The organism is Klebsiella sp. B345, from assembly GCF_051131735.1.
Classification (GTDB): domain Bacteria; phylum Pseudomonadota; class Gammaproteobacteria; order Enterobacterales; family Enterobacteriaceae; genus Klebsiella.
On the sequence record NZ_CP180443.1, the window covers coordinates 2,100,066 to 2,126,325 of the forward strand.

Sequence of the window (26,260 nt, forward strand, 5' to 3'; positions counted from 1 at the left end):
CAACGGAAAATTGAATAATGACGGGATAGAGACCATCATCAGTCGGAGTATTTATTTTAATTACGAGCATATATCTGCCGACAATTACATCGCAAAGAGCTACAATATAACCAAAATCCCCGTGGATAACACAGCTGATGATCTTATGGAAAAACATTTCCCGCAGTTCTTTACTAAAACCGATACCCAGTTATACCTGAATATTAAGAAAATGCCCTCCGGCTCATACCTTATCAGTTTTTTCAGAACACCACTATTTTATTGCATGAAACTTTAAGCCCAGCTTTTAGCACCTTGCTGACATCACTATTATCAGGAAAAAATAAAAAAATGATAAATCATAGCCACTAAACCATTAAAACTCGGCGGCTATTATATTTACTATAGGCTTTAAACATTCTTAATAGATCACAGCATAACATGATATTTATTTTATCCTTTCCCCGCAAACCGGTTTTTTCAACCAGGCGGTTGGCTGATACATAGATTTTCTTCTCACATAAATTCATAATTGATGAAATCATCTTGATTTTTACCCCTCTCCCCATCAGAAAGATGACTGGATAGTCCGGGCTATTAACTAATGAAAGCGTCGCCGGATCGATTTTATACGTCACCAGCTTAAAAGCCTGCCTAAGCAATGCTTCCGCGGTCACTTTTTTGCTGATTATCAAAGGAAGTAAAGGATATGTCTGTGATATTTTAAAGTTTGCCATCACCAACACTTTTTTGCCTAAACGACCTAACATATTGAGTAATTCACGGCGCATATTGCCACATGCAACATTGACTACAGTAATATGATCATACGCATCAGAAATACGTTCAACGAGTTCATCATTAATTGTCGTTCCCGTATTCGTTATTTGCACGGATGAGAACCATTGATGATAAGGGGAATGACTTATCCCCATCAGAAAATAGCTATTATCTGAAATGACATGCAACCTGCCCATGAATATACTCACCTATATTTCAACACATAAATATTAAAATCCGAAAACAGAATCACATAAAAAAACCAACAAAAATCAAAACTAAAAAAACCAACTTAAATCACATAAAATACATAAATATCAATAAGTTATATGTTGCAACACTGTAATAAAACCAACTAAAACCCTTTATAAACCACATATAAAAGCAGTTTAAATACCGTACCAGAACCTCTACGACAGGTTAGCTAGAGATTAGGTACTGCTGAGATATTCAGATTTGGATATTTTCTTATGGTTCTGACAGTACGTGAATACTGCCGCACATGGCTGGATACGCGATTATTCCCGTTCGGTGCCACCAATATCGATGTCAACTGAACGCGGTCGTATAGTATTAATGTGATGGTAGAAAAGCTGAACAATGATGTGTTAGTTGAAGAGTGGTTCGCGAATGTGCGTAACAACGTGCGTGTTATAGGGCCGAGTGAATAGCATTACAGCAGATAAGAAGATAAGAAGATAAGAAGATAAGAAGATAAGAAGATAAGAAGATAAGAAGATAAGAAGATAAGAAGATAAGAAGATAAGAAGATAAGAAGATAAGAAGATAACGCAGATGGTGATCAGGAATGACGACAAAAGAAGAAACTGGAGCGGGCGAAGGGAATCGAACCCTCGTATAGAGCTTGGGAAGCTCTCGTTCTACCATTGAACTACGCCCGCTTTGAGGTGCGTAGGCCATTATAGACCTTACGCACCGTCTTACAAGACTTAACCACACTAACTGCTGATAAAATAACCGGTTAGCACTTAGGTTTACTGCCCTGCGGCGGCAAATAGCGCAGCGGATCGATAGCCGTTGCCCGATAGCGGATCTGGAAGTGCAGGCGCACGGAGTCAGCATCGGTACTGCCCATCGTGGCAATTTGCTGCCCTATCTTCACGCTCTGGCCGTTATTGACCATCAGCTTATCGTTATGGGCATAGGCGCTAATGTAATCTTCATTGTGCTTAATCATGATCAGATTACCGTAACCGCGTAGCTGGTTACCAACATACACCACTTTACCGGCCCCGGAGGCGTAAACCGGCTGCCCGCGCGTCCCGGCAATATCGATGCCTTTATTCCCGCCATCGCTCGAAGAATAAGGCAGGATGACTTTCCCGCTGGTCGGCCAGCGCCAGCAGCGTTGCCCCACCGGCGGCCAGGAAACTGGTGGTAAAGCCGCAGGCGGCTTGTTCGCGGCAGTCCGTGTACTGCTCTTCGCGGACGAGCGGCTCTTCGTAGCACTGGTTCCAGTAGCCGGGTTCAGCTTCAGACGCTGCCCAACCTCAATGGTATACGGCGGAGAGATATTGTTCAGTCGGGCCAGATCTTTGATGCTGGTGCCAGTCGTCCGGGAGATACGATACAGCGTATCACCGCGTTTCACGGTATAGACGGAACCGGAATCAGATGAACTGGAACACCCGGCAATTACCAGGCTAAAAACCAACATCATATTGATAAAAAAGCGTTTTCTCATCAGGCGTCCTGCACTTAACACAGCTCTCATCTCATCATTACGGATGACTATCATACCAGCCCACAGGCAGAACCCCAATCGCTACGCCTGTGATGCCCGGTTTCCTCGCTGCGCCGACCACCTGCCTGCCGCTTGTTTAGATAATGCCTTTCGTGCCGTTATCGGCTACCCTGTGCCTGATTGCATAACCCGGCACGTTTATGCCAGTTGTTTTTTACTTTCAGGAGTTGTCATGACCGGGGAACACGTCATTTTGCTCGATGAGCAAGATAAGCCGGTTGGCATGCAGGAAAAGTATGCTGCCCACACCCTCAACACCCCTTTGCACCTCGCCTTTTCCTGCTGGCTGTTTGATCAACAAGGGCAGCTACTGGTGACGCGTCGCTCGCTGAGCAAGAAGGCCTGGCCAGGCGTCTGGACCAACTCGGTCTGCGGCCATCCGCAGGAGGGCGAAACGTTTGAACAGGCCGTCCAACGACGCAGCCATTTTGAGCTGGGCGTCAGCATCACCGACATTACGCCGGTGCACCCGGCGTTCCGCTACCGCGCGGTTGCCCCAAACGGGATTGTCGAAAACGAAGTCTGCCCGGTTTATGCCGCCACGACCACCAGCCCACTCGCTCCCCATGCTGATGAGGTGATGGACTATCAGTGGTGCAGCCTTGACGATCTGCTGCAGGGGCTCGCCTTAACGCCGTGGGCCTTCAGCCCGTGGATGGTTCTTGAAGCGGCTGACCTGGACGCTCGCCAGGCGCTGTGCAACTACGCCACGCGCTTGCGATGATCCACTAGCGGGAACGCATTCCCCCAGATATCAAGACCAAAAAAAACCCCGGCATCGATGGCCGGGGTTATGTTTATCGCGGTCGGTCTTATTTCACCGGGCGCATGGCCGGGAACAGGATCACATCGCGGATAGTGTGGCTGTTGGTGAACAGCATCACCATACGGTCGATACCAATACCCAGACCAGCCGTCGGCGGCAGACCGTGTTCCAGCGCGGTCACGTAGTCTTCGTCGTAGAACATCGCTTCGTCATCACCGGCAGCTTTCGCATTCACCTGGTCCTGGAAGCGCTGCGCCTGGTCTTCGGCATCGTTCAGCTCGCTAAAGCCGTTACCGATTTCACGCCCGCCGATGAAGAATTCAAAGCGGTCGGTGATTTCCGGGTTCTCGTCATTACGACGTGCCAGCGGAGAAACTTCTGCCGGGTATTCGGTGATGAAGGTCGGCTGAATAAGGTGCGCTTCCGCCACTTCTTCAAAGATCTCGGTCACGATACGACCCAGACCCCAGCTCTTCTCAACGTGCAGACCAATGGCCTGTGCGATAGCTTTGGCAGAATCGAAGTTATCCAGATCCGCCATCTCGGTTTCCGGACGGTATTTCTTGATAGCTTCACGCATGGTCAGTTTTTCAAACGGCTTACCGAAATCGAAAGTCTGATCGCCATAAGGCACCGCGGTGTTGCCCAGAATATCCTGTGCCAGAGTACGGAACAGGGATTCGGTCAGCTCGATCAGATCTTTATAGTCCGCATACGCCATGTAGAGTTCCATCATGGTGAACTCTGGGTTGTGGCGAACGGAGATCCCTTCGTTACGGAAGTTACGGTTGATTTCGAACACACGTTCAAAGCCGCCAACCACCAGACGTTTCAGGTACAGCTCCGGCGCGATACGCAGGTACATGTCCATATCCAGCGCGTTGTGATGGGTGATGAACGGACGGGCAGAAGCGCCGCCAGGGATCACCTGCATCATCGGGGTTTCCACTTCCATAAAGTCGCGGCCAACCATGAACTGGCGGATACCGGCCAGAATCTGGGAGCGAATTTTGAAGGTTTTGCGCGATTCGTCGTTGGAGATCAGGTCCAGATAACGCTGACGATAGCGGGCTTCCTGATCCTGCAGGCCGTGGAATTTGTCCGGCAGCGGGCGCAGGGCTTTGGTCAGCAGACGCAGTTCGGTGCAGTGGATCGAAAGCTCACCGGTTTTGGTTTTGAACAGCTTACCGCGCGCGGCGATGATGTCACCGAGGTCCCATTTTTTGAATTGCTCGTTGTAGACGCCTTCTGCCAGATCGTCACGCGCCACGTACAGCTGGATACGGCCGCCAACGTCCTGCAGGGTCACGAAGGACGCTTTACCCATAATACGACGGGTCATCATGCGGCCAGCAACGGAGACTTCAACGTTCAGCGCTTCCAGCTCTTCGTTTTCTTTCGCATCGAAGTCAGCGTGCAGTTGGTCAGAGGTATGGTCACGACGGAAATCGTTCGGGAACGGGATACCCTGCTCACGCAGCGCAGCCAGCTTTTCACGACGGCTTTTCAGTTCATTATTAAGGTCAATTGCCGCGTCAGCGCCCTGTGCTTGTTGTTCAGACATGTTGGTTCCTCATAACCCTGCTTTCAAACTTGCTTCGATAAATTGATCCAGGCTGCCGTCGAGCACGGCCTGAGTATTGCGGGTTTCCACCCCGGTGCGCAGATCTTTAATGCGGGAGTCATCCAGCACATAAGAGCGGATCTGGCTGCCCCAGCCGATGTCCGATTTGGTATCTTCCATCGCCTGCTTCTCGGCATTTTTCTTCTGCATTTCCAGTTCATAAAGCTTGGCTTTCATTTGCTTCATGGCCTGGTCTTTGTTCTTGTGCTGTGAACGGTCGTTCTGGCACTGCGTCACTAATCCGCTTGGAATGTGGGTAATACGCACCGCGGATTCCGTACGGTTAACGTGCTGACCACCCGCACCTGAAGCGCGGTAAACGTCAATACGCAGGTCTGCCGGGTTGATCTCGATATCAATGTCGTCATCCACTTCCGGATAGACAAACGCGGAACTGAACGAGGTATGGCGACGGCCGCCAGAATCAAACGGGCTCTTACGCACCAGGCGGTGAACGCCGGTTTCCGTTCTCAGCCAACCGTAGGCGTAATCGCCGATAATCTTAATGGTCACAGATTTAATACCCGCGACTTCACCTTCAGACTCTTCGATAATCTCGGTTTTAAAACCGCGCGCTTCAGCCCAACGCAGATACATACGCGTCAGCATGCTGGCCCAGTCCTGGGCTTCAGTCCCGCCGGAACCGGCCTGAATATCGAGGTAGCAGTCAGCGCTGTCGTATTCGCCGGAGAACATACGGCGGAACTCAAGCTGCGCCAGTTTCTCTTCAAGCACGTCCAGTTCAGCAACGGCTTCGTTGAAGGTCTCTTCGTCGTCGGCTTCAACGGCCAGTTCCAGCAGCCCGGAGACATCTTCCAGCCCCTGGGACATCTGGTCCAGCGTCTCAACGATGGCTTCCAGTGAAGAACGCTCTTTCCCCAGCGCCTGTGCGCGCTCGGGTTCGTTCCACACGTCCGGCTGTTCCAGCTCGGCGTTTACTTCTTCCAGACGCTCTTTCTTAGCATCGTAGTCAAAGATACCCCCTGAGAACGTCAGAGCGCTCCGTGAGGTCCTGAATGCGGTTTTTTACCGGATTTATTTCAAACATGGTCGATTTTCTTTTAATGGATTCGTCAAAATGCGGTGATAAGAGCGGAATTGTACCGGATCCCCGCTCTCTTTTATAGACACTTCGCCCTTCAGTGCGCCTCTTTATTGGCGGCTTTTTCGTCAGACCGGCCAGAGATGGTCGATGATAAGCTGCAGGCTGCGATTACCACGGAACTCATTAATATCGAGCTTATAGGCCAGCGTCACTTCGCGCACGCCGTTATCCGGCCACATCGAAGTATCAACGTTGAAGGCAATACCGTCCAGCAGCGGGCCGCCGCCGACCGGTTCGACCATCACCTTCAGATGACGCTCGCCCACCAGCCGCTGTTGCAGCAGGCGGAAACGGCCGTCAAACAGCGGCTCCGGGAACATCTGGCCCCAGGGGCCGGCTTCACGCAGCATATGGGCCACTTCCATGCTCATCTCCGCTGCCTCCAGCGGGCCGTCGGACACCACTTCACCCTGTAACAACGCCGGATCCAACCACTCGGTGACCAGATCGCCGAAGCACTTCTGAAACTCGGCAAAGCGCGCCTCTTCCAGCGACAGCCCCGCCGCCATGGCGTGGCCGCCAAATTTCAGGATAAGCCCTGGGTTGAGGGTATCAAGACGCTCAAGCGCATCGCGCATGTGCAGCCCCTGAATGGAGCGACCGGACCCTTTTAACAACCCGTCGCCGGTTGGCGCGAAGGCAATCACCGGACGATGAAAACGCTCTTTAATACGCGACGCCAGAATGCCGACCACTCCCTGATGCCACTGCGGGTGATACATCGCCAGCCCGCCGGGCAGAGTATCGCCGCTGCGCTCAAGCTGCTCGCACAGCGTCAGCGCCTCGACCTGCATGCCCTGCTCAATCTCTTTACGGGTCTGGTTTAACGCATCCAGCTCGTTGGCCAGCATCCGCGCCTCGCCGACGTTGTCGCACAGCAGCAGCGCCACGCCGACCGACATATCATCCAGCCTGCCCGCCGCGTTCAGCCGCGGTCCCAGGGCAAAGCCCAGATCGCTGGCAGCCAGCTTTTGCGGATCGCGGTTGGCGATCTCCAGCAGCGCTTTGATCCCCGGACGGCACTTGCCCGCCCGAATACGGCTCAGCCCCTGCCAGGTCAGGATCCGGTTATTGGCATCCAGCGGCACCACGTCCGCTACCGTTCCCAGGGCCACCAGGTCCAACAGTTCAGCCAGATTAGGGGCGGCAATTCCGCGGGTTTCAAACCAGTTTTTATCACGCAGGAAGGTGCGCAGTGCCAGCATAAGGTAGAACGCCACACCCACGCCAGCTAACGATTTCGACGGGAACTCGCAGTCGCGCAGATTGGGGTTCACGATGGCTTCCGCCGCCGGTAATGTATCGCCCGGCAGGTGGTGATCGGTCACCACCACCGGGATCCCCAACGCGTGTGCGTGATCGACGCCGGCATGCGATGAAATCCCGTTATCGACTGTCATGATCATCTGCGCACCGCGCGCATGGGCCTGATCGACAACTTCAGGACTTAGCCCGTAGCCATCTTCAAAACGGTTCGGGACCAGATAGGAGACATTGCTGTAGCCCAGCGCACGCAGCGCCAGCACGCTCAGTGCGGTACTGGTGGCGCCATCGGCGTCAAAATCGCCGACCACGACGATATGCAACTCTTGCTGGAAAGCGCTGTAAAGCATCTCCACCGCGCGCTCGATGCCGTTCAGCTGCGTCCATGGCAGCATGCCTTTGACGCCGCGCTCCAGCTCCTGGGCGCGCAGCACACCGCGGCTGCTGTACAGACGCTGCAGCAGTGGTGGCAGGTCCGCTGGTAAATCAGCCCCGTCAACCGCCTCGCGGCGGCGTAGTTGTATCTGTGGTTTCACGCGAGTTATTTACCGCTTGTCTGTTTTTGATGCTCATCAAGGAAGGCTTTCAGCTCTTTCGGCCCCTGATAACCCGGCAGCACGTAGCCGTTGCTCAACACCATCGCCGGTGTCCCGTTCACGCCAAACTGCACGCCAAGCGTGTAGTGCTTGCTGATATCAACGTTGCAGCTCGCGGCCTGTACGCCTTTGCCGGCCATGGCGTCATCCAGCGCTTTGTTGCGATCTTTCGCGCACCAGATCGCTTTCATATCCTGCTCCGCCTGGCTTTGCAGCCCCTGACGCGGGAAGGCCAGATAACGCACGGTGATCCCCAACGCGTTATAGTCGCTCATCTCTTCGTGCAGCTTGTGGCAGTAGCCGCAGGTGATATCGGTGAACACGGTGATCACGTGTTTTTCCTGCGGCGCTTTATAGATGATCATCTCTTTTTCCAACGCGTTCAGCTTGCCTACCAGCAACGCATTGGTGACGTTAAGCGGCTGCGCACCGCTGACGTCGTACATCGGCCCCTGGATGACATGTTTGCCGTCATCGGTCACGTACAGTACGCCGCTGTCGGTCAGCACGGTGCTCATCCCGGTAACCGGGGAAGGCTGAATATCCGTGCTCTGCACACCCAGCTTGGCCAATGACTGTTTGATGGCCGCCGTGTCAGCATGCGCGGCCCCGGACAGCGTTGCCGCCAGCAGAGTGAACATCAATAAACCGTTTTTCATACATCGTCCTTTTTAGTCAGCACTCACGCCCGCGGGTGATGCTGTTGATGAAGTTGTCTCAGACGCTCGGTCGCCACGTGGGTGTAGATCTGCGTCGTAGAGAGATCGCTATGTCCTAATAGCATCTGTACCACGCGCAAATCCGCGCCGTGGTTCAGTAAGTGCGTGGCAAACGCATGGCGTAACACGTGCGGCGAAAGCTTCGCGCTATCGATGCCCGCCAGTACGGCATAGTGCTTAATCCGATGCCAGAAAGTCTGCCGCGTCATCTGCTGCGCGCGCTGGCTGGGGAAAAGCACATCGGAAGCCACGCCGTTGAGCAGCCAGGGGCGCCCGTACTCCAGGTAGTTCTCCACCCACAGCACCGCCTCTTCGCCCAGCGGAACCAGCCGCTCTTTATTCCCTTTACCGACCACCCGCAGCACCCCCTGACGCAGGCTGATATCGCTCATCGTCAGGCCAACCAGCTCCGACACGCGCAGGCCGGTGGCGTACAGCACCTCCAGCATCGCCTTATCGCGTAACTCTAAGGGCTGTTCAACCAGCGGCGCCTGCAGCAGACGATCGACCTGGGCTTCACTCAGGTCTTTCGGTAGTCGCTGCGGCAGCTTCGGCGACGCCAGCAATGCGCTGGGATCGTCCGGGCGTACTTTTTCCCGATACAGATGCTGAAAGAAACGGCGCACGGCGCTCAACAAACGCGCGGTGCTGGTGGCTTTATAGCCTCCCGTCTGCCTTTCGGCCAGCAGCGCCTGCAGATCCTCACCGCTGACGCTTACCAAGGTCAACGCGCGATGGTGCAGCCATTCCACCACCATGGTCAGATCCCGTCGGTAGGCGCTGAGCGTATTTTCTGCAAGATTACGCTCTAGCCACAGCGCATCGAGAAACTGTTCGATTCGTGCAAGATCCTGTTCCACATCGGCCTCTTTGCTCGTTAAAACGGCTCCAGTATACCCAAATTAGATGCCCTGCTGGGCAAAAACGGCAGCGCGGTGTTCTCAGACGCTGAACATGCAACCTTAAGTATGCGGCCGACGGCGCCTTTCTGATAAACTAGGCGCAAAGTCACAGCATGAATTGAGATGTTTACCCCATGAACATAGGTCTTTTTTACGGCTCCAGCACCTGCTACACCGAGATGGCAGCGGAGAAGATTCGCGATATCATCGGCCCGGAACTGGTGACGCTGCACAACCTGAAAGATGATTCCCCTGCCCTGATGACAGAATATGACGTGCTGATCCTCGGCATTCCGACATGGGACTTCGGTGAGATTCAGGAAGACTGGGACGCTATCTGGCAACAATTAGACACCCTGGATCTGCAGGATAAAATTGTGGCGATGTACGGCATGGGCGACCAGTTGGGCTACGGCGAATGGTTCCTCGACGCGCTGGGCATGCTGCACGATAAGCTGAGCACCAAAGGGGTGAAGTTTATCGGTTACTGGCCGACGGAAGGGTACGAATTCACCAGCCAGAAACCGATTATCGCCGATGGCCAGCTGTTCGTCGGCCTGGCGCTTGATGAAACGAACCAGTATGAGATGAGCGACGATCGCCTGCAGAACTGGTGCGAGCAAATCCTCGGCGAAATGGCTGAGCAGTTCGCCTGATTGCTCTTAGTCCTGCGCCGGTTTTTGTAACACCAACCGGCGCAAATCGCGCCACTCTTTTGCGTCCATACTGTCCGCCGCAACCCACAAATGCTGGCTGCGGCGCGTTTCGCTATCCCGCAGGCGCAGCAACATACCGCTGTTAATCACCCAGGGCGTACCGACGATCTCCCATTCCGCTTTTTGCCAGCGCAGACGCGAATCGGTCAGCAGTTTTATTTCTCCCCGACAGGCGTGGATCCGCCGCTGGCTGCGAACACAGTCAAACACCACCAGCGACAGCAGTAACAGCCATAGCGGTGTGTAGCTCAGCGGCCAGGGCATGAGCAGCACTATTGCCGCCACAATGCCGTGAAGTAGCAGTGAAAACCACTGCGAACGCCAGGAGATGCGTAAATCAGATTGCCACAGGACCACGTTCCCGATTCCGAGTCTGGATTAATTTTACCATCCGTTGCAGTTGCGCATCCGCCGGTTCGCCATGGTTCATCAGCCAGTTGAACAGATCCGGATCATCGTTTTCTAACAGACGAATGAACAGCAGCTTGTCGTCATCACTGAGCGTATCGTACTCATACTCAAAAAACGGCATGATAGAGATATCGAGTTCGCGCATACCCCGGCGGCATGCCCAGTGGATACGGGCTTTATTAGTAATGTCCATGTTGTCCTTCCAGCATAAAGATACACAGTGCATTCTTCAGGTTAGCGGGATGCCGCCTGATGAATGTTATTAGTAGGTTAGTTTAACCCGTTTTTTGCACTTACTTTACAGCAATATCGCAAACAGAGAACGCCACTCGCAAAAAACCATAAAATAACCATGGTTTTATCTACCTTCGTTGCCTGTTCGTTTAGCTCATCAGGGCACAAATCGCCTGCCAAAAGCGCTTGCATTGCACCATAGCTCTTTTACCATTAGTGACTCACTCTGCGTTAAGCTATTCAGGACATGACTATGGCTTTTACACCTTTTCCCCCGCGCCAGCCTTCCGCTTCCGCCCGTCTGCCGTTAACGCTGATGACGCTGGATGACTGGGCGCTGTCGACGATAACTGGTCAGGATGCCGAGAAGTATCTTCAGGGACAGATTACCGCCGATGTCAGCGCGCTGACCGACGATCGGCACCTGCTTGCCGCGCACTGTGATGCTAAGGGCAAGATGTGGAGCAACCTGCGAGTCTTCCATCGCCAGGGCGGTTATGCCTGGATCGAACGCCGCAGCCTGCGCGACGCGCAGCTGACCGAACTGAAAAAATACGCGGTATTCTCCAAAGTTGTCATTGCTGCCGACGATGAACACGTCCTGCTGGGCGTTGCCGGTTTCCAGGCCCGCGCCGCGCTGGCGCCGCTGTTTAGCGAACTGCCAGACAGCGATAAACCGCTGGTGACCGACGGTGCCACCAGTCTGCTGTGGTTTGAACATCCGGCAGAGCGTTTCCTGCTGGTGACCGATGTCGCAACCGCCACCCGCATCACTGATGCGCTGCGCAGCGATGCCCAGTTGAACAACAGCCAGCAGTGGCTGGCGTTGAATATCGAAGCGGGTCTGCCGGTCATTGACAGCGCCAACAGCGCGCAGTTCATTCCGCAAGCCACTAACCTGCAGGCGCTGGGCGGCATCAGCTTTAAAAAAGGCTGCTACACCGGGCAAGAGATGGTCGCGCGGGCTAAATTCCGCGGCGCCAACAAGCGTGCGCTGTGGTATCTGGCGGGTAAAGCCAGCCGCGTGCCACAAGCCGGGGAAGACCTTGAGCTGAAGATGGGCGATAACTGGCGACGGACCGGCACCGTGCTGGCCGCCGTTCAGCTGGATGATGGCCATCTGCTGGTGCAGGTAGTGATGAATAACGATATGGAGCCGGACAGCGTGTTCCGCGTGCGCGATGATGCCGGCACCTTAAGCATCGTTCCGCTGCCGTACTCGTTAGAAGAGAGTTAAGCCGTTACGATAACCGCCGCGCCGCCGGGGATCTCCCGATGGCGCGGCGTTTTCGTCACACCTGGCCGACGTATAAATAGATCGCCAGGAAATGACAGACGCTGCCGCCCAGCACAAAGCCGTGCCAGATAGCATGGTTATAAGGGATGCGCTTGCAGACGTAGAAGATAACCCCCAGCGAATAGACGACCCCGCCCACCGCCAGCAGCGTGACGCCGCCCGCCGCCAGCTTGATCGCCAGCTGATACACCACGATTAATGACAGCCAGCCCATCGTCAGATAGGTCACCAGCGAAAGGATCTTGAAGCGATGCGCGATGGTGAGCTTAAACAAAATCCCCAGCAGCGCCAGGCTCCAGATGACGATCATCAGGCCCCGCGAGAGCGGCGAATTGAGCCCCACCAGCAAAAAAGGGGTATAGGTCCCGGCAATCAGCAGATAGATAGCGCAGTGGTCGAATTTTTTCAGCCACTGCTTAGCCCGCTGGTGAGGGATCGCGTGATAGAGCGTGGACGCGAGAAACAGCATGATCATGCTGCCGCCATACAGGCTGTAGCTGGTAATTGCCGTGGCGCTGGCGTTGCTGTCTATCGCCTGAACCAGCAGGAGCACCAGACCGACGATACCGAACACCAGCCCGATTCCATGGCTGATACTGTTGGCAATTTCCTCTGCCAAAGAATAACCCTGTGTGATTAATGGCTTGCGAACCATATTTGACTCCGAAAACAAGAACGCTTTCAATGCACACCTAGGGTAACTGAGAATGATTCCAGTGAACACCTGTTAGCTAAAATAAATAGATGAATTTTTGTGAACTCAATAAAATCATAAAGTTAAATTAAATTTTCACCTAACAGTCGTTCGCTGTTTTATCAAAGCTTTTGAAATTCAATAACATAAAACTGGTCATCATCAGGGTAGATCTCGCCGATCACCTGGCGCAGCTGCGACAGCGTCATATTCTCCTGTTGCGCGTGGCGTTCTGTCAGCGTATCGAGCGTAACCGTCGAGGTTGCCACCACCTGAATCGTACAAAAATAGCCGTCATCTTCATAGCGACCAACCCTCAGCACATCCCCGGTTTTAAAATGCGATTCGGCTGCATCGCGGATGGTGATCGTTTTCCGCCCGGCAAGGATGTCGTCCTGAAAGCGTTGAAAAAAAGTTATGTCATTCGGCTGCATGATATAATTCCCTCCTGGTCATTATGAATTGTGAGTTGTTACTGTGAGCATGTTCTCCCACGCGGCGATTGCCAGTCTCAATAATCTTGAGATGATGGTCTACCACTACGTCATCAAAAATCGTGACAAGGTGATGTACATGACCATTCGCGAGCTGGCAGAAGCCTCCGGCGTCTCCACGACCACCGTCCTGCGCTTTTGCCGCAAACTGCAGTGTGAAGGATACTCGGAGTTTCGCGTACGCTTTAAATTATATCTCGAGCAGAACCAGCCTCAACAGGCAAATATCGGCGCCAGCGAAATCATGAGCTTTTTTAAAAGCGTCAATAATGATGAATTTGATGATTTACTCGACCGCGCCGTCGATATTATTCTGGCCTCAGAGCGAATTATATTTGTTGGTGCCGGCACCTCCGGCGCCCTCGCAAAATATGGCGCACGGTTTTTTTCTAACGTCGGAAAATTCAGCAACCATATCGACGATCCTTATTTCCCGGTAACCAACGATATGGCCCGTAACGCGCTGGCGATCGTCCTGTCCGTTTCCGGGGAAACCGAAGAGATCCTGCGCTTCGCCAGCCAGTTCAGCCTGCACAACTGCAAGGTGATGTCGGTCACCAGTCATGAACACTCGCGACTGGCCAAGCTTGCAGACTTCAATCTCTCCTGGCACGTGCCGCAAACCCGTATCGGCGGCGTGTACGATATTACCACCCAAATACCAGTCATATATATTCTGGAATCCCTCGGACGTAAATTAGCGCGCAAACTGGCCTGAAAATAACACCCTGTTTTTTCGATGTAACATATTCCACATAGCGGAAATTGTTATATCGTGACATTTATATTCCCTTTGTTAGACTCAAAATCAGATGCTATTTGATGAGATCAGCAAAGATGAAAAAAATCACTTTACCGAAAGACTTTTTATGGGGCGGCGCGGTAGCGGCGCACCAGGTGGAAGGCGGCTGGAATAAAGACGGCAAAGGCCCGAGCATTTGTGACGTACTGACCGGCGGCGCTCACGGCGTTCCGCGCGAAATCACCCATGAAGTGGAAGCCGGGAAATACTACCCGAACCACGAAGCCATCGACTTCCACGGTCGCTACAAAGAAGACATCAAACTGTTTGCCGAAATGGGCTTCAAGTGTTTTCGTACCTCCATCGCCTGGACCCGCATCTTCCCACTGGGTGATGAAACCCAGCCCAACGAAGAGGGGCTGAAGTTCTATGACGACATGTTTGATGAGCTGCTGAAATACAACATCGAGCCGGTTATCACCCTCTCCCACTTTGAAATGCCGCTGCACCTGGTGCAGCAGTACGGTGGCTGGACCAACCGTAAAGTGGTCGATTTCTTTGTGCGTTTCGCCGAAGTCGTGTTCGAGCGCTATAAGCACAAAGTGAAATACTGGATGACCTTTAACGAGATCAACAACCAGCGTAACTGGCGCGCGCCGTTGTTCGGCTATTGCTGCTCCGGCGTGGTCTATACCGAACATGAAAACCCGGAAGAGACCATGTACCAGGTGCTGCATCACCAGTTCGTTGCCAGCGCCCTGGCGGTGAAGGCGGCACGGCGCATCAACCCGCAAATGCAGGTTGGCTGCATGCTGGCGATGGTGGCGCTCTATCCATTCTCCTGTAAACCTGAAGATGTGATGTTCGCACAGGAATCGATGCGTGAACGCTACGTCTTTACCGACGTACAGTTGCGCGGCTACTACCCGACCTACGTCCTTAACGAATGGGAACGCCGCGGCTTCAACATCGTGATGGAAGCAGGCGATGAGCAGATCCTGCGTGAAGGGACCTGCGATTATCTCGGCTTCAGCTACTACATGACCAACGCGGTCAAAGCGGAAGGCGGCAGCGGCGATGCGATCTCTGGCTTTGAAGGCAGCGTGCCGAATCCGCACGTGAAAGCGTCCGACTGGGGCTGGCAGATTGATCCGGTTGGCCTGCGCTATGCGCTGTGCGAGCTGTATGAACGCTACCAGAAACCGCTGTTTATCGTGGAAAACGGTTTTGGCGCTTACGACAAAGTCGAAGCAGACGGCAGCATCAACGACGACTACCGTATCGACTATCTGCGCGCCCACGTGGAAGAGATGATCAAAGCGGTCACCTATGATGGCGTCGATCTGATGGGCTACACCCCGTGGGGCTGCATCGATTGCGTTTCCTTCACCACCGGGCAGTACAGCAAGCGCTACGGCTTTATCTACGTCAACAAACATGACGACGGCACCGGCGACATGTCCCGTTCGCGCAAGAAAAGCTTCAACTGGTACAAAGACGTCATCGCCAGCAACGGCGAAAAGCTCTGATTGTCCCTCGCACGTTTCCTCTCCCCATAACGGGAGAGGAAATTCCCCCGCGCTTACAGACACTTCTTTACAGCTTTAACATTGCTAAAACCTGCTCGCCCGATAAGATAAGCCTCGTGAATTATTGAGGCGATAATGATTAAGCGACAGCGAAAAGCCATTCTTCTTGTAGCCCTTGCCTGTCTGGTGGTGCTGGTATGCACCGCGCAGCGTATGGCCGGGCTGCACGCGCTTGTCATGAATGCCACAGCTGTGACGCAATCAGCCCAACAGGGACCAGAAACGGCGGAAGCGCCGGTCACGCCCTGCGAGCTGAGCGCGAAATCTCTGCTGGCGTCACCGCCGGTGCTGTTCGAAGGTGCCTTACTGGCTGTCGCGCTGTTGCTGACGCTGCTGGCGGCAATCCCGCCCCGCATCGAGCGTCTCTGGCCTCCCCGCGTTATCTCCCCTCCCCGGCTACGGGTGCATCTGCGATTGTGCGTTTTCCGTGAATGAGCAATTTCCTGAACACTCAGGTTAATTAATCATTTATGGAGAAAATTTATGTTTATGGTACTCAGGCGACTGCTGGTCTGCCTGCTTTGGCTATGGCTGCCCGTCAGTCAGGCTGCCGACAGCGGCTGGTTACGCACCGCCGATAATCAACACGCCAGCGTCCGGCTGCGCGCCCAGAGCGAAAACAGCGATACCGCCCGCCTGCTGCTGGATGTGAAGCTGGAAAAAGGCTGGAAAACCTACTGGCGTTCGCCCGGCGAAGGCGGCATCGCGCCCGCCATCGTCTGGAATACGCCGCTGGATGTTACCTGGCACTGGCCAACCCCGCAGCGCTTTGACGTCGCGGGCATATCCACCCAGGGCTACCACGACCGCGTCAGCTTTCCGCTGGCGATCCGCGGCCCGCTGCCGCAGACTCTGAGCGGCGTGCTGACGCTATCTACCTGCAGCAACGTCTGTATTCTCACCGACTACCCCTTCTCACTGGAGATGAGCGCCTCACAGGGAGACGACTTTGGCTACGATTTCACCCGGGCGCTGGGTACGCTGCCACGACCGGATGGCCTGACGTCGCAGCTGACCTCAGCCTATAGCGATGGAAAACTGACGGTAAAGGCGGTGCGCGACGCGGGCTGGCAGCAGCCCGCGCTGTTTATCGACAGTATGGATGATGTCGACTTTGGCAAACCGACGTTCTCGCTAAAAGACGATACGCTTATCGCGCAGATCCCGGTCAGCGATGGCTGGGGTGAAGCAGCGCCCAACCTGAGCGGCAAACGCCTGTCGTTGGTCCTTGCCGACAACGGGCTGGCGCAGGAAAGCGCGCTGACCATTGACCCAGGCACACCGATCGCGGCACCGTCGTTATGGTGGGTGTTGCTGATGGCGCTGGCAGGTGGCCTGATCCTCAACGTGATGCCCTGCGTGCTGCCGGTGCTGGCCATGAAGCTCGGGTCGCTGGTGCAGAGCGGCGGGCAAGAACGCGGCGTGGTACGCCGACAGTTCATGGCCTCGGTCTGCGGGATCGTGGTGTCATTTCTGGCGCTGGCGCTGATGATGACCCTGCTGCGCCTGGGCAACCAGGCGCTGGGCTGGGGAATTCAGTTCCAGAACCCGTGGTTTATTGGCGTGATGGCGCTGGTGATGGTGCTGTTCAGCGCCAGCTTGCTGGGCCTGTTTGAGATCCGCCTTTCCTCCGGCACCAGCACCTTTCTGGCCACTCGCGGCGGCCATGGGCTGATGGGCCATTTCTGGCAGGGAGCATTTGCGACGCTGCTGGCAACCCCCTGCACCGCACCGTTTCTCGGCACCGCCGTCTCAGTCGCACTGGTGGCGCCGCTGCCGCTGCTGTGGGGGATTTTCTTCGCCATGGGGATAGGCATGAGCCTGCCGTGGCTGCTGGTCGCCGCCTGGCCGGGGCTTGCCCGACACCTGCCACGCCCTGGACGCTGGATGAACATCCTGCGCGTGGTGCTCGGGTTGATGATGCTGGGCTCATCGCTGTGGCTGATGAGCCTGCTGACGGTGCATCTCGGTCAGATGCCGGTTATTGTGCTGGTCGTGCTGCTGACGCTGGCGCTGCTGCTGGCAATTCTCTGGCGCTACCGCTGGCGTACGGCGCTGTGGGCCGGCGTGCTGGCGCTTGCTGTCGCCGGGGCCTTCACGCTGTTTTTCCAGCCTGATAGTCAGGCGTCGCGCCGCGACCGTATCAACTGGCAACCCCTCAGTGAGCAGGCGATTATCGACGCGCTGGCCAACCATCAGCGGGTGTTTATCGATGTCACCGCCGACTGGTGCGTGACCTGTAAAGCTAATAAATACAACGTGCTGCTGCGTGACGATGTCCAGCGTGCCCTGGCGGAACCGGACGTGGTCGCCCTGCGCGGCGACTGGAGCCGTCCATCGGAAACCATCAGCCGTTTCCTGACCACCCGCGGCAGTGCCGCCGTTCCTTTTAATCAAATCTACGGACCGGGATTACCGCAGGGCCACGTGCTGCCTCCGCTGTTAAATCGCGACGAACTTCTCACCACCCTGTCTGATGCGAAAGGTCAATAATCATGAGAATCATCACCACCTTGCTTCTGCTGTGTCTGTCCACCTTCAGCCTGGCCGCCCCGGCTGAGCAACCCGACTCATCCGCCGACGACCAGCTGGCAAAACTGCTGTTCAACGACCCCGACAGTCCGCGGCTTGGTGCCAAAAACCCGCGTCTGACGATCGTGTCGTTTACCGATTACAACTGCCCCTACTGCAAGCAGTTCGATCCGCAGCTGGAGAAGATCGTTCGCGAGAATCCTGACGTGCTGCTGATCGTGAAGCTGCTGCCGTTTAAAGGCCAGAGCTCGGTCAACGCCGCCAAAGCCGCACTCTCTACGTGGCGCCAGCAGCCGGATAAATTCTGGCCGCTGCACCAGCGTCTGATGGCGAAAAAAGGTTACCACGATGATGCCAGCATTCTTGCCGCCCGCCAGAAAACGGCAACAGACGGCGTAAAGATTGATGACCAAACTATGGATCCCCTCAAGATGAACCTGATTTTGTCGCAGGTGCTGAATATTCAGGGCACCCCGGCGACAATCATCGGCGATCAGATGGTGGCCGGCGCCATTCCCTATGACGATCTGGAGGAGCTGGTGAAAACGCAGCTGGCAAAAGCCGATGGTCAGTAAATTACGCCGCTGGCTGCGCGAGCTGGTTATTCTGCTGCTGCTGGCTGCGGCGCTCATCGCCGGTATGGATTATCTGCGCCAGCCCGCGCTGCCGCAGAACTTTACCAGCACGCCATTACAGACTCTGGATGGCAAGGCGGTCGATCTGGCCGCCATGAGCCAACAGCGTCCGCTGCTGCTCTACGTCTGGGCGACCTGGTGCGGGGTCTGTCGCTACACCACGCCGTCGATCCAGTCTCTGGCGAGCCGCGGGGAAAACGTCATGTCGGTGGCGCTGCGCTCCGGGGACGATGCTACCCTGACGCGCTGGCTGGCGCAGAAAAAGCTGGAGCTGCCGACGGTGAACGACTCCCAGGGCCAGCTTTCCCGGCAATGGGATGTTCAGGTGACGCCGACGCTGATCGTTATCTCCGGTGGCGAAGTGAAGTCGGTCACCACCGGCTGGACCAGCAGTTGGGGAATGCGCCTACGGTTGTGGCTGGCGTCATAGCCTCCGGCTTGCGCTACGCTTAGCCGGGGTTATAAGTGGTGTGCCGGTTATTTGCCGCCGGCCAGTTCGAGGAAACTACCGGTCACGTAGGAAGCTTTGTCGCTCAGCAGCCAGGCGATAGCCTGCGCGACTTCCTCGGGCTGACCGCCGCGTTGCATCGGTAGCGCGGCTTTTACCCGATCCACCCGCCCCGGCTCACCGCCGCTGGCGTGCATCTCGGTATAGATAAAGCCAGGGCGTACGCCGTTTACGCGAATGCCCTGCGCTGCCACTTCCAGCGCCAGCCCGGTGGTCAACGTATCCACGGCGCCTTTCGACGCGGCATAATCCACATATTCACCTGCCGCCCCCAACCGTGATGCCGCCGACGAGACGTTGACGATCGCCCCGCCTTTACCGTCATGCCTGAATGACATCCGCTTCACCGCCTCGCGACAACAGAGGAAATAACCAGTGACATTGGTGCTCAGCACCTGATTAATCCGCTCGGCGGTCAGGTTTTCAATGGTGCTCTGGGTAAACAAGATCCCCGCATTGTTGACCAGGGCGGCCAACGGTTCATCCAGCTTATCGATACTGTCAAACATCGCCATGACCTGGGCTTCATCGCTGATATCCGCAGGTAGCGCCACGGCTTTGCCGCCCAGAATGACAATCTCATTCACTACCGCCATCGCGGCATTAATATTGCGGTGATAATTCACCACCACGGTATAGCCTTCCTGCGCCAGCAGCAGTGCGGTCGCCCTGCCAATTCCCCGGCTGGCGCCGGTAATCAGTGCTAAAGCCATATGACTCTCCCAAAAATAAAGGCGCCGAAGCGCCTTTAAAAGATAGTCCAGTCAGCTAATTACTGGTATTCGCTCATCGGGACGCAGGAGCAGAACAGGTTGCGGTCACCGTAGACATCGTCCAGACGCTTCACCGTCGGCCAGTATTTGTTATCCAGACCTGCTGGGAATACCGCCAGCTCACGGGTATACGGGTGCAGCCATTCAGCCACCAGCTCGCCCTGAGTATGCGGCGCGTTCACCAGCGGGTTGTCTTCCAGCGGCCATTCACCCGCTTTCACACGGTCGATTTCACCACGGATCGCCAGCATCGCGTCAATGAAGCGGTCCAGCTCCACTTTGCTTTCCGATTCGGTCGGCTCAACCATCAGGGTTCCGGCGACCGGGAAGGACATGGTCGGCGCATGGAAGCCAAAGTCGATCAGACGCTTGGCGATATCCAGTTCACTGATGCCGGTCTCTTCTTTCAGCGGACGAATATCAAGAATACATTCGTGCGCCACACGGCCGTCGCGACCGGTATAGAGCACCGGGAACGCCTCTTTCAGACGGGTCGCGATGTAGTTGGCGTTGAGGATAGCCACCTGGCTCGCCTGCTTCAGCCCTTCTGCGCCCATCATGCGGATGTACATCCAGCTGATTGGCAGAATAGATGCGCTGCCGAACGGTGCGGCAGATACCGCGCCCTGACGGGTCAGCATGCCTTCGATCTGCACCACGCTGTGGCCCGGAACAAACGGTGCCAGGTGCGCTTTGACGCCAATCGGTCCCATACCCGGGCCGCCGCCACCGTGCGGAATGCAGAAGGTTTTATGCAGGTTAAGGTGCGACACGTCCGCGCCGATAAAGCCCGGCGAGGTGATGCCCACCTGAGCATTCATGTTGGCGCCGTCGAGATAAACCTGGCCGCCGAACTGATGCACGATTTCGCACACTTCGCGGATAGTCTCTTCGTACACGCCGTGCGTTGACGGGTAAGTGACCATGATGCAGGAGAGGTTCTCGCCCGCCTGCTCCGCCTTAAGGCGCAGATCCGCAAGGTCAATGTTGCCGTTTTTATCACAGGCCACCACCACGACCTGCATGCCGGCCATCTGTGCCGATGCCGGGTTGGTGCCGTGTGCAGAGCTTGGGATCAGGCAGATATCACGATGGCCTTCATTGCGGCTCTCGTGGTAGTGGCGGATCGCCAGCAGGCCCGCATACTCGCCCTGTGCACCGGAGTTCGGCTGCATGCAGACGGCGTCGTAGCCGGTCAGTTTAACCAGCCAGTCGGAGAGCTGGGCGATCATCTGATGATAGCCTTCGGCCTGTTCTGCCGGGCAGAACGGGTGCAGCTCGGCGAATTCCGGCCAGGTGATCGGGATCATTTCTGCCGCAGCGTTGAGCTTCATGGTGCAGGAACCCAGCGGGATCATCGCCTGATTCAGCGCCAGATCTTTACGCTCCAGCGAGTGCATATAGCGCATCATCTCGGTTTCGCTATGGTAGCGATTAAACACCGGGTGCGTCAGGATCGCATCATCACGTAGCATGCTTTCCTGGATAGAACGGCTGTCGAGCGCCACATCTTTATCCAGCGTATCGATATCCAGACCGTGGTTGTCGCCGATAATAGCGCGGAACAGGTTCACGAGATCTTCGCGGGTGGTCGCTTCATCAAGGGTAATGCCGACCGCGTTGTGAATATCGCTGCGCAGGTTAATTTCCAGCGCTTCAGCACGTGCCAGCACCGCGGCTTTGTCGGCCACTTCTACGCACAGGGTGTCGAAGTAGTGCGCATGACGCAGCTTCAGCCCTTTTTTCTGCAGCCCGTCGGCGAGGATATCCGTCAGACGATGGATGCGGCTGGCGATACGCTTCAGGCCCACTGGCCCGTGGAACACCGCGTACAGGCTGGCGATGTTGGCCAGCAGCACCTGGGAAGTACAGATATTGGAGTTCGCTTTCTCGCGGCGGATATGCTGCTCACGAGTCTGCATCGCCATACGCAGCGCGGTATTGCCCGCGGCATCTTTCGATACGCCGATGATACGGCCAGGCATAGAGCGTTTGAATTCATCTTTTGCGGCGAAGAAGGCCGCGTGCGGGCCGCCGTAGCCCATCGGTACGCCGAAACGCTGGGCGGAACCGAAGACGATGTCGGCACCCTGCTTGCCCGGAGCGGTCAGCAGAACCAGCGTCATAAAGTCCGCCGCGACGCTGACCACGACTTTGCGTGCTTTCAGCTCGGCAATAAGTTGGCTGTAGTCGTGAATTTCACCGGTGGTGCCAACCTGCTGCAGCAGTACGCCAAACACGTCCTGATGGTCCAGGGCTTTTTCGGCATCATCGACGATAACGTCAAAGCCGAAAGTTTCAGCACGGGTGCGAACCACGTCCAGGGTCTGCGGGTGAATATCCGCAGCCACGAAGAAACGGTTGGCATTTTTCAGTTTGCTGACGCGTTTGGCCATCGCCATCGCTTCTGCCCCGGCGGTTGCTTCATCGAGCAGGGATGCGGAGGCAATATCCAGACCAGTCAGATCGAGGGTCACCTGCTGGAAGTTAAGCAGCGACTCCAGACGACCCTGGGAGACTTCCGGCTGATACGGCGTATAGGCGGTGTACCAGCCCGGGTTTTCCAGCATATTGCGCTGAATAACCGGTGGCAGCTGCACGGCGGTGTAACCCATGCCGATGTAAGACTTGAAGCGCTTGTTACGACCGGCTACCGCCTTCAGTTCCGCCAGCGCGGCAAATTCGGTAGTCGCGTCACCCACCTGCGGTGGTGTCGCCAGCTGAATATCCTGTGGCACAATCTGGCCAATCAGGGCGTTAAGCGAGTCGGCGCCGACGGTTTGCAGCATCTCTTGCTGTTGCTGAGCATCCGGGCCGATGTGACGTTCAATAAAGGCGCCGCGGTTTTCAAGCTGACCTAAAGTCTGAGTCATGAGCGATGGTTCCTGAAACGTGCAGTGAATCGTATGTGTCTTTACTTATCTGAACAGGCAAAAATCATTCACGCCGCCGGCGCCTGGCGCCGCGGCGTGAAAGGGGCAACGCGGTTATTCGTTTTCCAGCAGCGCAGCGTAAGCCGCCGCATCCAGCAACGCCGCAACCTGCGCTTCATCGCTGGCCTTGATTTTAAAGATCCAGCCTTCAGCGTACGGGTCGCTGTTCACCAGCTCCGGAGAGTCGTTCAGCGCTTCGTTAACAGCCACAATCTCACCGCTTACCGGGGCATAAATATCCGATGCCGCTTTTACCGACTCGGCTACCGCGCAGTCGTCACCCGCTTCAACGGTTGCACCGACGTCCGGCAGGTCAACGAAGACCATATCGCCAAGCAGTTCCTGAGCATGTTCGGTGATCCCAACGGTGTAGGTGCCGTCAGCTTCTTTGCGCAGCCATTCGTGTTCTTTACTGTATTTCAGTTCTGCTGGTACGTTGCTCATCAATTGATCTCCAAAAAGGGGGAATCACACTACGGCTTTGCCGTTGCGTACAAAAACAGGTTTAGTGACCTTGACCGGCATTTCGCGGTTGCGAATCTGCACGATGGCCGTTTCGCCGATACCGGCCGGTACGCGCGCCAGCGCGATACTGTAGCCCAGCGTCGGGGAGAAGGTGCCACTGGTAATAATACCTTCTTTCTGATTGCCCTCGGCATCGCTAAAGCGTACCGGCAGTCCACCGCGCAGTACGCCTTTCTCGGTCATCACCAGGCCCACCAGCTGCTCGGTACCTTTTTCACGCTGCAGCTCCAACGCTTCACGGCCGATGAACGCACGGTCTGCCGGTTCCCAGGCAATGGTCCAGCCCATATTGGCGGCCAGTGGAGAGATGCTTTCGTCCATCTCCTGACCATACAGGTTCATCCCGGCTTCCAGGCGTAAGGTATCGCGCGCGCCCAGGCCGCAAGGCTTCACGCCAGCGTCCAGCAGGCCACGCCAGAAATCGGCCGCCTGTTCATTTGGCAGCGCAATTTCGTACCCGGCTTCACCGGTGTAACCGGTGGTTGCAATAAACAGATCGCCAGCCTGCACACCAAAGAAGGGTTTCATCCCGGCCACGGCCTGACGCTGAGCCTCGGTGAACAGGGTCGCGGCCTTCTCTTTCGCCTGCGGCCCCTGTACGGCAATCAGGGAAAGATCGTCGCGGACGGTCATTTCAAGGCCATACGGCTCAGCCTGCTGGGTGATCCAGGCGAGGTCTTTTTCACGGGTGGCGGAGTTAACAACGAGGCGGAAATAATCTTCAGAGAGGAAATAGACAATCAGGTCATCGATGACGCCGGCGGAAGCGGTAAGCATGCCGCTATAGAGCGCTTTGCCGGGGACCGTGAGCTTCGCCACATCGTTAGCCAGCAAATAGCGTAAGAACTCCCGAATACGGCTGCCGTGGAAGTCAACGATGGTCATGTGTGATACATCGAACATTCCGGCATCGCTGCGCACCACATGGTGCTCATCAATCTGGGAACCGTAATGCAGCGGCATCATCCAGCCATGGAAGTCCACCATGCGAGCGCCGCACAGCGTGTGTTGTTCATACAACGGAGTCTGTTGAGCCATTTTTTCCTCATCGAGTAAAACGCAAGCAGCTACGAGTTGAGCGAGATTGTCTGGGCGATTTCACACGATCAAATCGACCGCCGGTGCCGTTATCAGACACCGACGCAAACGTTCTCTTTTGCCTGAACTTACCACTGAACCCGGCGCTAAACCATAAGCTAAATCAGGACATCACATTAGCTTATGACTAAAATTCGCCAGAAAGACTACAGAGTTATTGACTGGAAAAAAGCGATTTATGCCACATAAAATTAACATCAACGACTAATAACGCCGAGCATGATGGTATTTTATGCGAAAAAACGGACCTATTTTCCATGGCTAAAAATGAGAGGCATTAATAAAACTAATGCGAAAAAATGGGTGAGATTAGTTTATTTCAAATGAGAAGGGAAAACCCGGCGCGGGGGCCGGGAAAGAGAAGTGTGACGGACTTAACGTAACCAGTTGGGGAGATCGTTCAGGCCCATCGCCTGACGAATAAGCTGCGGTTTGACACCCGGCAAGGTGTCCGCCAGTTTGAGGCCGATATCGCGCAGCAGTTTCTTCGCCGGGTTGCTGCCGGAGAACATTTCACGAAAGCCCTGCATCCCTGCCAGCATCATCGCGGCGCTGTGCTTGCGGCTGCGCTCATAGCGGCGCAGATACAGATGCTGACCAAAATCTTTGCCCTGCGCGTGCAGTCGCCGGAGTTCATCAATCAGCTCTGCAGCATCCATAAAGCCCAGGTTAACCCCCTGCCCGGCCAGCGGGTGGATGGTGTGGGCGGCGTCGCCAACCAGCGCGAGACGATGGGCGGCAAACTGCCGGGCGTAGCGACCGGTCAGCGGGAATACCTGACGCTCGCTTTCCACGTGGCACAGTCCCAGACGATTATCGAAAGCGATATTCAGTGCCTGATTAAAGGCCGCGTCATCCGCCTGTTGCATTCGTTGCGCTTCCTGCGGCGACAGCGACCAGACAATAGAGCACAGGTGCGGGTCGCTTAACGGCAGAAAGGCCAGAATGCCTTCGCCGTGGAACGCCTGGCGGGCAATCGCCTGATGGGGCTCTTCGGTGCGGATCGTGGCCACCAGCGCATGATGGCGGTAGTCCCAGAAGGTCAGCGGGATATCCGCCTTGTTGCGCAACCAGGAGTTCGCGCCATCGGCACCCACCACCAGTCGGGCTGTCAGCATCGACCCATCCTGCAGGCTCAGGAAGGCCTCGTTTTCGCCCCACGCCACCTGTTGCAACTGCGCCGGCGCCAGCAGCGTCACATCAGCACAGCGCTGGGCTTTCTGCCATAAGGCATGATGGACAATGGCGTTTTCAATAATGTGACCCAGATGGCTAAAGCCCATGCTGCGATCGTCAAAGCAAATACGGCCGAAGCTGTCTTTATCCCACACTTCCATGCCGTGATAACAGCTGGCGCGCTGGGCGAGGATTGCCGGCCAGACATCCAGCTTGCTGAGCAGTTTTTCACTGGCAGCGTTAATGGCCGAAACCCGCAGCGCCGGCGGCGCGTCGGCATTCAGCGGCTGTGGCTCAGATTGTTCCAGCACCGCAACCCGCAGCCCGCTCCCCTGTAAACCACAGGCGACCGCCAACCCCACCATGCCTCCGCCAACAATGGCAACATCAACACTTTGCACGTT

General features: G+C 55.7%; 25 protein-coding genes and 1 tRNA gene. 9 read left to right on the forward strand and 17 right to left on the reverse strand.

Going from position 1 to position 26,260, the window contains the following annotated elements:
* Positions 1 to 347: 347 nt before the first annotated feature.
* From ACMYSO_RS09760 to actS, 3 genes are all read right to left on the reverse strand, one after another.
* The gene (locus ACMYSO_RS09760) at positions 348 to 956 is read right to left on the reverse strand and encodes a hypothetical protein (protein ID WP_434670336.1); all 609 of its coding nucleotides are present in this window, start codon (positions 954 to 956) and stop codon (positions 348 to 350) included.
* 631 nt (positions 957 to 1,587) lie between these two features.
* Positions 1,588 to 1,661: transfer RNA gene (locus tag ACMYSO_RS09765), tRNA-Gly, on the reverse strand.
* Between the two features lie 80 nt (positions 1,662 to 1,741).
* Positions 1,742 to 2,464 (reverse strand): amidase activator ActS, encoded by a 723-nt coding sequence (gene actS, locus ACMYSO_RS09770; RefSeq protein WP_434670338.1) that lies wholly within the window; start codon positions 2,462 to 2,464, stop codon positions 1,742 to 1,744.
* A 232-nt stretch (positions 2,465 to 2,696) separates the two neighbouring features.
* Between actS and idi the strand changes: the two genes are divergently transcribed.
* Positions 2,697 to 3,248 carry an isopentenyl-diphosphate Delta-isomerase gene (gene idi, locus ACMYSO_RS09775; protein ID WP_434670339.1) on the forward strand — a complete coding sequence of 184 codons (552 nt, stop codon included), beginning with the start codon at positions 2,697 to 2,699 and terminating at the stop codon, positions 3,246 to 3,248.
* Between the two features lie 88 nt (positions 3,249 to 3,336).
* On the opposite strand, the gene lysS is transcribed toward idi, so the two are convergent.
* The 5 genes from lysS to xerD all read right to left on the reverse strand — a co-directional run bounded on the left by lysS (position 3,337) and on the right by xerD (position 9,457).
* Positions 3,337 to 4,854 carry a lysine--tRNA ligase gene (gene lysS / locus ACMYSO_RS09780; protein WP_123756567.1) on the reverse strand — a complete coding sequence of 506 codons (1,518 nt, stop codon included), beginning with the start codon at positions 4,852 to 4,854 and terminating at the stop codon, positions 3,337 to 3,339.
* Between the two features lie 9 nt (positions 4,855 to 4,863).
* A protein-coding gene (gene prfB, locus ACMYSO_RS09785) for a peptide chain release factor 2 (protein WP_123756566.1) occupies positions 4,864 to 5,962 on the reverse strand; the annotation gives its coding sequence in 2 pieces (ribosomal slippage) (positions 4,864 to 5,886 and positions 5,888 to 5,962; 1,098 coding nt in all).
* A 122-nt stretch (positions 5,963 to 6,084) separates the two neighbouring features.
* Positions 6,085 to 7,818, reverse strand: a complete 1,734-nt coding sequence (gene recJ, locus ACMYSO_RS09790) for a single-stranded-DNA-specific exonuclease RecJ (protein ID WP_434583161.1) — start codon at positions 7,816 to 7,818, stop codon at positions 6,085 to 6,087.
* A gap of 5 nt (positions 7,819 to 7,823) precedes the next feature.
* Positions 7,824 to 8,537, reverse strand: coding sequence for a bifunctional protein-disulfide isomerase/oxidoreductase DsbC (gene dsbC, locus ACMYSO_RS09795; RefSeq protein ID WP_123756564.1), 714 nt, complete (start codon positions 8,535 to 8,537; stop codon positions 7,824 to 7,826).
* Positions 8,538 to 8,560: 23 nt separating this feature from the next.
* Positions 8,561 to 9,457, reverse strand: a complete 897-nt coding sequence (gene xerD, locus ACMYSO_RS09800; RefSeq protein WP_434670340.1) for a site-specific tyrosine recombinase XerD — start codon at positions 9,455 to 9,457, stop codon at positions 8,561 to 8,563.
* A 176-nt stretch (positions 9,458 to 9,633) separates the two neighbouring features.
* On the opposite strand from xerD, the gene fldB reads away from it, so the two are divergent.
* Positions 9,634 to 10,155, forward strand: a complete 522-nt coding sequence (gene fldB, locus ACMYSO_RS09805; protein ID WP_434583159.1) for a flavodoxin FldB — start codon at positions 9,634 to 9,636, stop codon at positions 10,153 to 10,155.
* A 6-nt stretch (positions 10,156 to 10,161) separates the two neighbouring features.
* Here fldB and ACMYSO_RS09810 read toward each other — a convergent pair whose 3' ends face one another.
* On the reverse strand, positions 10,162 to 10,572 hold the full coding sequence (locus ACMYSO_RS09810) for a protein YgfX (protein ID WP_434670342.1): 411 nt from the start codon (positions 10,570 to 10,572) through the stop codon (positions 10,162 to 10,164).
* The gene (gene sdhE / locus ACMYSO_RS09815) at positions 10,553 to 10,819 is read right to left on the reverse strand and encodes an FAD assembly factor SdhE (protein ID WP_123756560.1); all 267 of its coding nucleotides are present in this window, start codon (positions 10,817 to 10,819) and stop codon (positions 10,553 to 10,555) included. The genes ACMYSO_RS09810 and sdhE overlap by 20 nt, the downstream gene beginning before the upstream one ends.
* Positions 10,820 to 11,113: 294 nt before the next feature.
* Between sdhE and ygfZ the strand changes: the two genes are divergently transcribed.
* Complete coding sequence (gene ygfZ, locus ACMYSO_RS09820; protein ID WP_434670343.1) at positions 11,114 to 12,097, forward strand: tRNA-modifying protein YgfZ; 984 nt, start codon at positions 11,114 to 11,116, stop codon at positions 12,095 to 12,097.
* A 55-nt stretch (positions 12,098 to 12,152) separates the two neighbouring features.
* On the opposite strand, the gene trhA is transcribed toward ygfZ, so the two are convergent.
* Both trhA and yqfB read right to left on the reverse strand, forming a co-directional pair.
* Positions 12,153 to 12,812, reverse strand: coding sequence for a PAQR family membrane homeostasis protein TrhA (gene trhA / locus ACMYSO_RS09825; RefSeq protein ID WP_123756936.1), 660 nt, complete (start codon positions 12,810 to 12,812; stop codon positions 12,153 to 12,155).
* A 161-nt stretch (positions 12,813 to 12,973) separates the two neighbouring features.
* Positions 12,974 to 13,285, reverse strand: coding sequence for a N(4)-acetylcytidine aminohydrolase (gene yqfB / locus ACMYSO_RS09830; RefSeq protein WP_434670345.1), 312 nt, complete (start codon positions 13,283 to 13,285; stop codon positions 12,974 to 12,976).
* A gap of 49 nt (positions 13,286 to 13,334) precedes the next feature.
* Between yqfB and ACMYSO_RS09835 the strand changes: the two genes are divergently transcribed.
* The 6 genes from ACMYSO_RS09835 (at position 13,335) to ACMYSO_RS09860 (ending at position 19,273) form a co-directional block, all read left to right on the forward strand.
* Positions 13,335 to 14,063 carry a MurR/RpiR family transcriptional regulator gene (locus tag ACMYSO_RS09835; protein ID WP_434670784.1) on the forward strand — a complete coding sequence of 243 codons (729 nt, stop codon included), beginning with the start codon at positions 13,335 to 13,337 and terminating at the stop codon, positions 14,061 to 14,063.
* 119 nt (positions 14,064 to 14,182) lie between these two features.
* Complete coding sequence (locus ACMYSO_RS09840; RefSeq protein WP_434670346.1) at positions 14,183 to 15,616, forward strand: 6-phospho-beta-glucosidase; 1,434 nt, start codon at positions 14,183 to 14,185, stop codon at positions 15,614 to 15,616.
* A gap of 135 nt (positions 15,617 to 15,751) precedes the next feature.
* Positions 15,752 to 16,111 (forward strand): copper resistance protein, encoded by a 360-nt coding sequence (locus ACMYSO_RS09845; protein WP_434670347.1) that lies wholly within the window; start codon positions 15,752 to 15,754, stop codon positions 16,109 to 16,111.
* A gap of 48 nt (positions 16,112 to 16,159) precedes the next feature.
* Positions 16,160 to 18,169, forward strand: coding sequence for a protein-disulfide reductase DsbD family protein (locus ACMYSO_RS09850; protein WP_434670348.1), 2,010 nt, complete (start codon positions 16,160 to 16,162; stop codon positions 18,167 to 18,169).
* A gap of 2 nt (positions 18,170 to 18,171) precedes the next feature.
* Complete coding sequence (locus ACMYSO_RS09855) at positions 18,172 to 18,783, forward strand: DsbA family protein (protein WP_434670349.1); 612 nt, start codon at positions 18,172 to 18,174, stop codon at positions 18,781 to 18,783.
* Positions 18,773 to 19,273, forward strand: coding sequence for a protein disulfide oxidoreductase (locus ACMYSO_RS09860; protein ID WP_434670351.1), 501 nt, complete (start codon positions 18,773 to 18,775; stop codon positions 19,271 to 19,273). Before ACMYSO_RS09855 ends, ACMYSO_RS09860 begins: the two co-directional genes overlap by 11 nt.
* A 47-nt stretch (positions 19,274 to 19,320) precedes the next feature.
* Here ACMYSO_RS09860 and ACMYSO_RS09865 read toward each other — a convergent pair whose 3' ends face one another.
* The 5 genes from ACMYSO_RS09865 to ubiI form a co-directional block, all read right to left on the reverse strand.
* Positions 19,321 to 20,064, reverse strand: coding sequence for an SDR family oxidoreductase (locus tag ACMYSO_RS09865; RefSeq protein WP_434670353.1), 744 nt, complete (start codon positions 20,062 to 20,064; stop codon positions 19,321 to 19,323).
* Between the two features lie 59 nt (positions 20,065 to 20,123).
* Positions 20,124 to 22,997, reverse strand: coding sequence for an aminomethyl-transferring glycine dehydrogenase (gene gcvP / locus ACMYSO_RS09870; protein WP_434670354.1), 2,874 nt, complete (start codon positions 22,995 to 22,997; stop codon positions 20,124 to 20,126).
* 114 nt (positions 22,998 to 23,111) lie between these two features.
* On the reverse strand, positions 23,112 to 23,501 hold the full coding sequence (gene gcvH, locus ACMYSO_RS09875; protein ID WP_434583149.1) for a glycine cleavage system protein GcvH: 390 nt from the start codon (positions 23,499 to 23,501) through the stop codon (positions 23,112 to 23,114).
* Positions 23,502 to 23,525: 24 nt separating this feature from the next.
* Complete coding sequence (gene gcvT, locus ACMYSO_RS09880) at positions 23,526 to 24,620, reverse strand: glycine cleavage system aminomethyltransferase GcvT (RefSeq protein WP_434670355.1); 1,095 nt, start codon at positions 24,618 to 24,620, stop codon at positions 23,526 to 23,528.
* 434 nt (positions 24,621 to 25,054) lie between these two features.
* Positions 25,055 to 26,257, reverse strand: a complete 1,203-nt coding sequence (ubiI, locus tag ACMYSO_RS09885) for an FAD-dependent 2-octaprenylphenol hydroxylase (protein ID WP_434670356.1) — start codon at positions 26,255 to 26,257, stop codon at positions 25,055 to 25,057.
* Positions 26,258 to 26,260: the final 3 nt, after the last annotated feature.

Coding starts and splice junctions, on each gene's coding strand:
- ACMYSO_RS09760 (WP_434670336.1), bottom strand. CDS start 956: ATGGGCAGGTTGCATGTCATTTCAGATAATAGCTATTTTCTGATGGGG.
- actS (WP_434670338.1), bottom strand. CDS start 2,464: ATGAGAAAACGCTTTTTTATCAATATGATGTTGGTTTTTAGCCTGGTA.
- idi (WP_434670339.1), top strand. CDS start 2,697: ATGACCGGGGAACACGTCATTTTGCTCGATGAGCAAGATAAGCCGGTT.
- lysS (WP_123756567.1), bottom strand. CDS start 4,854: ATGTCTGAACAACAAGCACAGGGCGCTGACGCGGCAATTGACCTTAAT.
- dsbC (WP_123756564.1), bottom strand. CDS start 8,537: ATGAAAAACGGTTTATTGATGTTCACTCTGCTGGCGGCAACGCTGTCC.
- fldB (WP_434583159.1), top strand. CDS start 9,634: ATGAACATAGGTCTTTTTTACGGCTCCAGCACCTGCTACACCGAGATG.
- sdhE (WP_123756560.1), bottom strand. CDS start 10,819: ATGGACATTACTAATAAAGCCCGTATCCACTGGGCATGCCGCCGGGGT.
- ygfZ (WP_434670343.1), top strand. CDS start 11,114: ATGGCTTTTACACCTTTTCCCCCGCGCCAGCCTTCCGCTTCCGCCCGT.
- trhA (WP_123756936.1), bottom strand. CDS start 12,812: ATGGTTCGCAAGCCATTAATCACACAGGGTTATTCTTTGGCAGAGGAA.
- yqfB (WP_434670345.1), bottom strand. CDS start 13,285: ATGCAGCCGAATGACATAACTTTTTTTCAACGCTTTCAGGACGACATC.
- ACMYSO_RS09835 (WP_434670784.1), top strand. CDS start 13,335: ATGTTCTCCCACGCGGCGATTGCCAGTCTCAATAATCTTGAGATGATG.
- ACMYSO_RS09840 (WP_434670346.1), top strand. CDS start 14,183: ATGAAAAAAATCACTTTACCGAAAGACTTTTTATGGGGCGGCGCGGTA.
- ACMYSO_RS09845 (WP_434670347.1), top strand. CDS start 15,752: ATGATTAAGCGACAGCGAAAAGCCATTCTTCTTGTAGCCCTTGCCTGT.
- ACMYSO_RS09850 (WP_434670348.1), top strand. CDS start 16,160: ATGTTTATGGTACTCAGGCGACTGCTGGTCTGCCTGCTTTGGCTATGG.
- ACMYSO_RS09855 (WP_434670349.1), top strand. CDS start 18,172: ATGAGAATCATCACCACCTTGCTTCTGCTGTGTCTGTCCACCTTCAGC.
- ACMYSO_RS09860 (WP_434670351.1), top strand. CDS start 18,773: ATGGTCAGTAAATTACGCCGCTGGCTGCGCGAGCTGGTTATTCTGCTG.
- ACMYSO_RS09865 (WP_434670353.1), bottom strand. CDS start 20,064: ATGGCTTTAGCACTGATTACCGGCGCCAGCCGGGGAATTGGCAGGGCG.
- gcvP (WP_434670354.1), bottom strand. CDS start 22,997: ATGACTCAGACTTTAGGTCAGCTTGAAAACCGCGGCGCCTTTATTGAA.
- gcvH (WP_434583149.1), bottom strand. CDS start 23,501: ATGAGCAACGTACCAGCAGAACTGAAATACAGTAAAGAACACGAATGG.
- gcvT (WP_434670355.1), bottom strand. CDS start 24,620: ATGGCTCAACAGACTCCGTTGTATGAACAACACACGCTGTGCGGCGCT.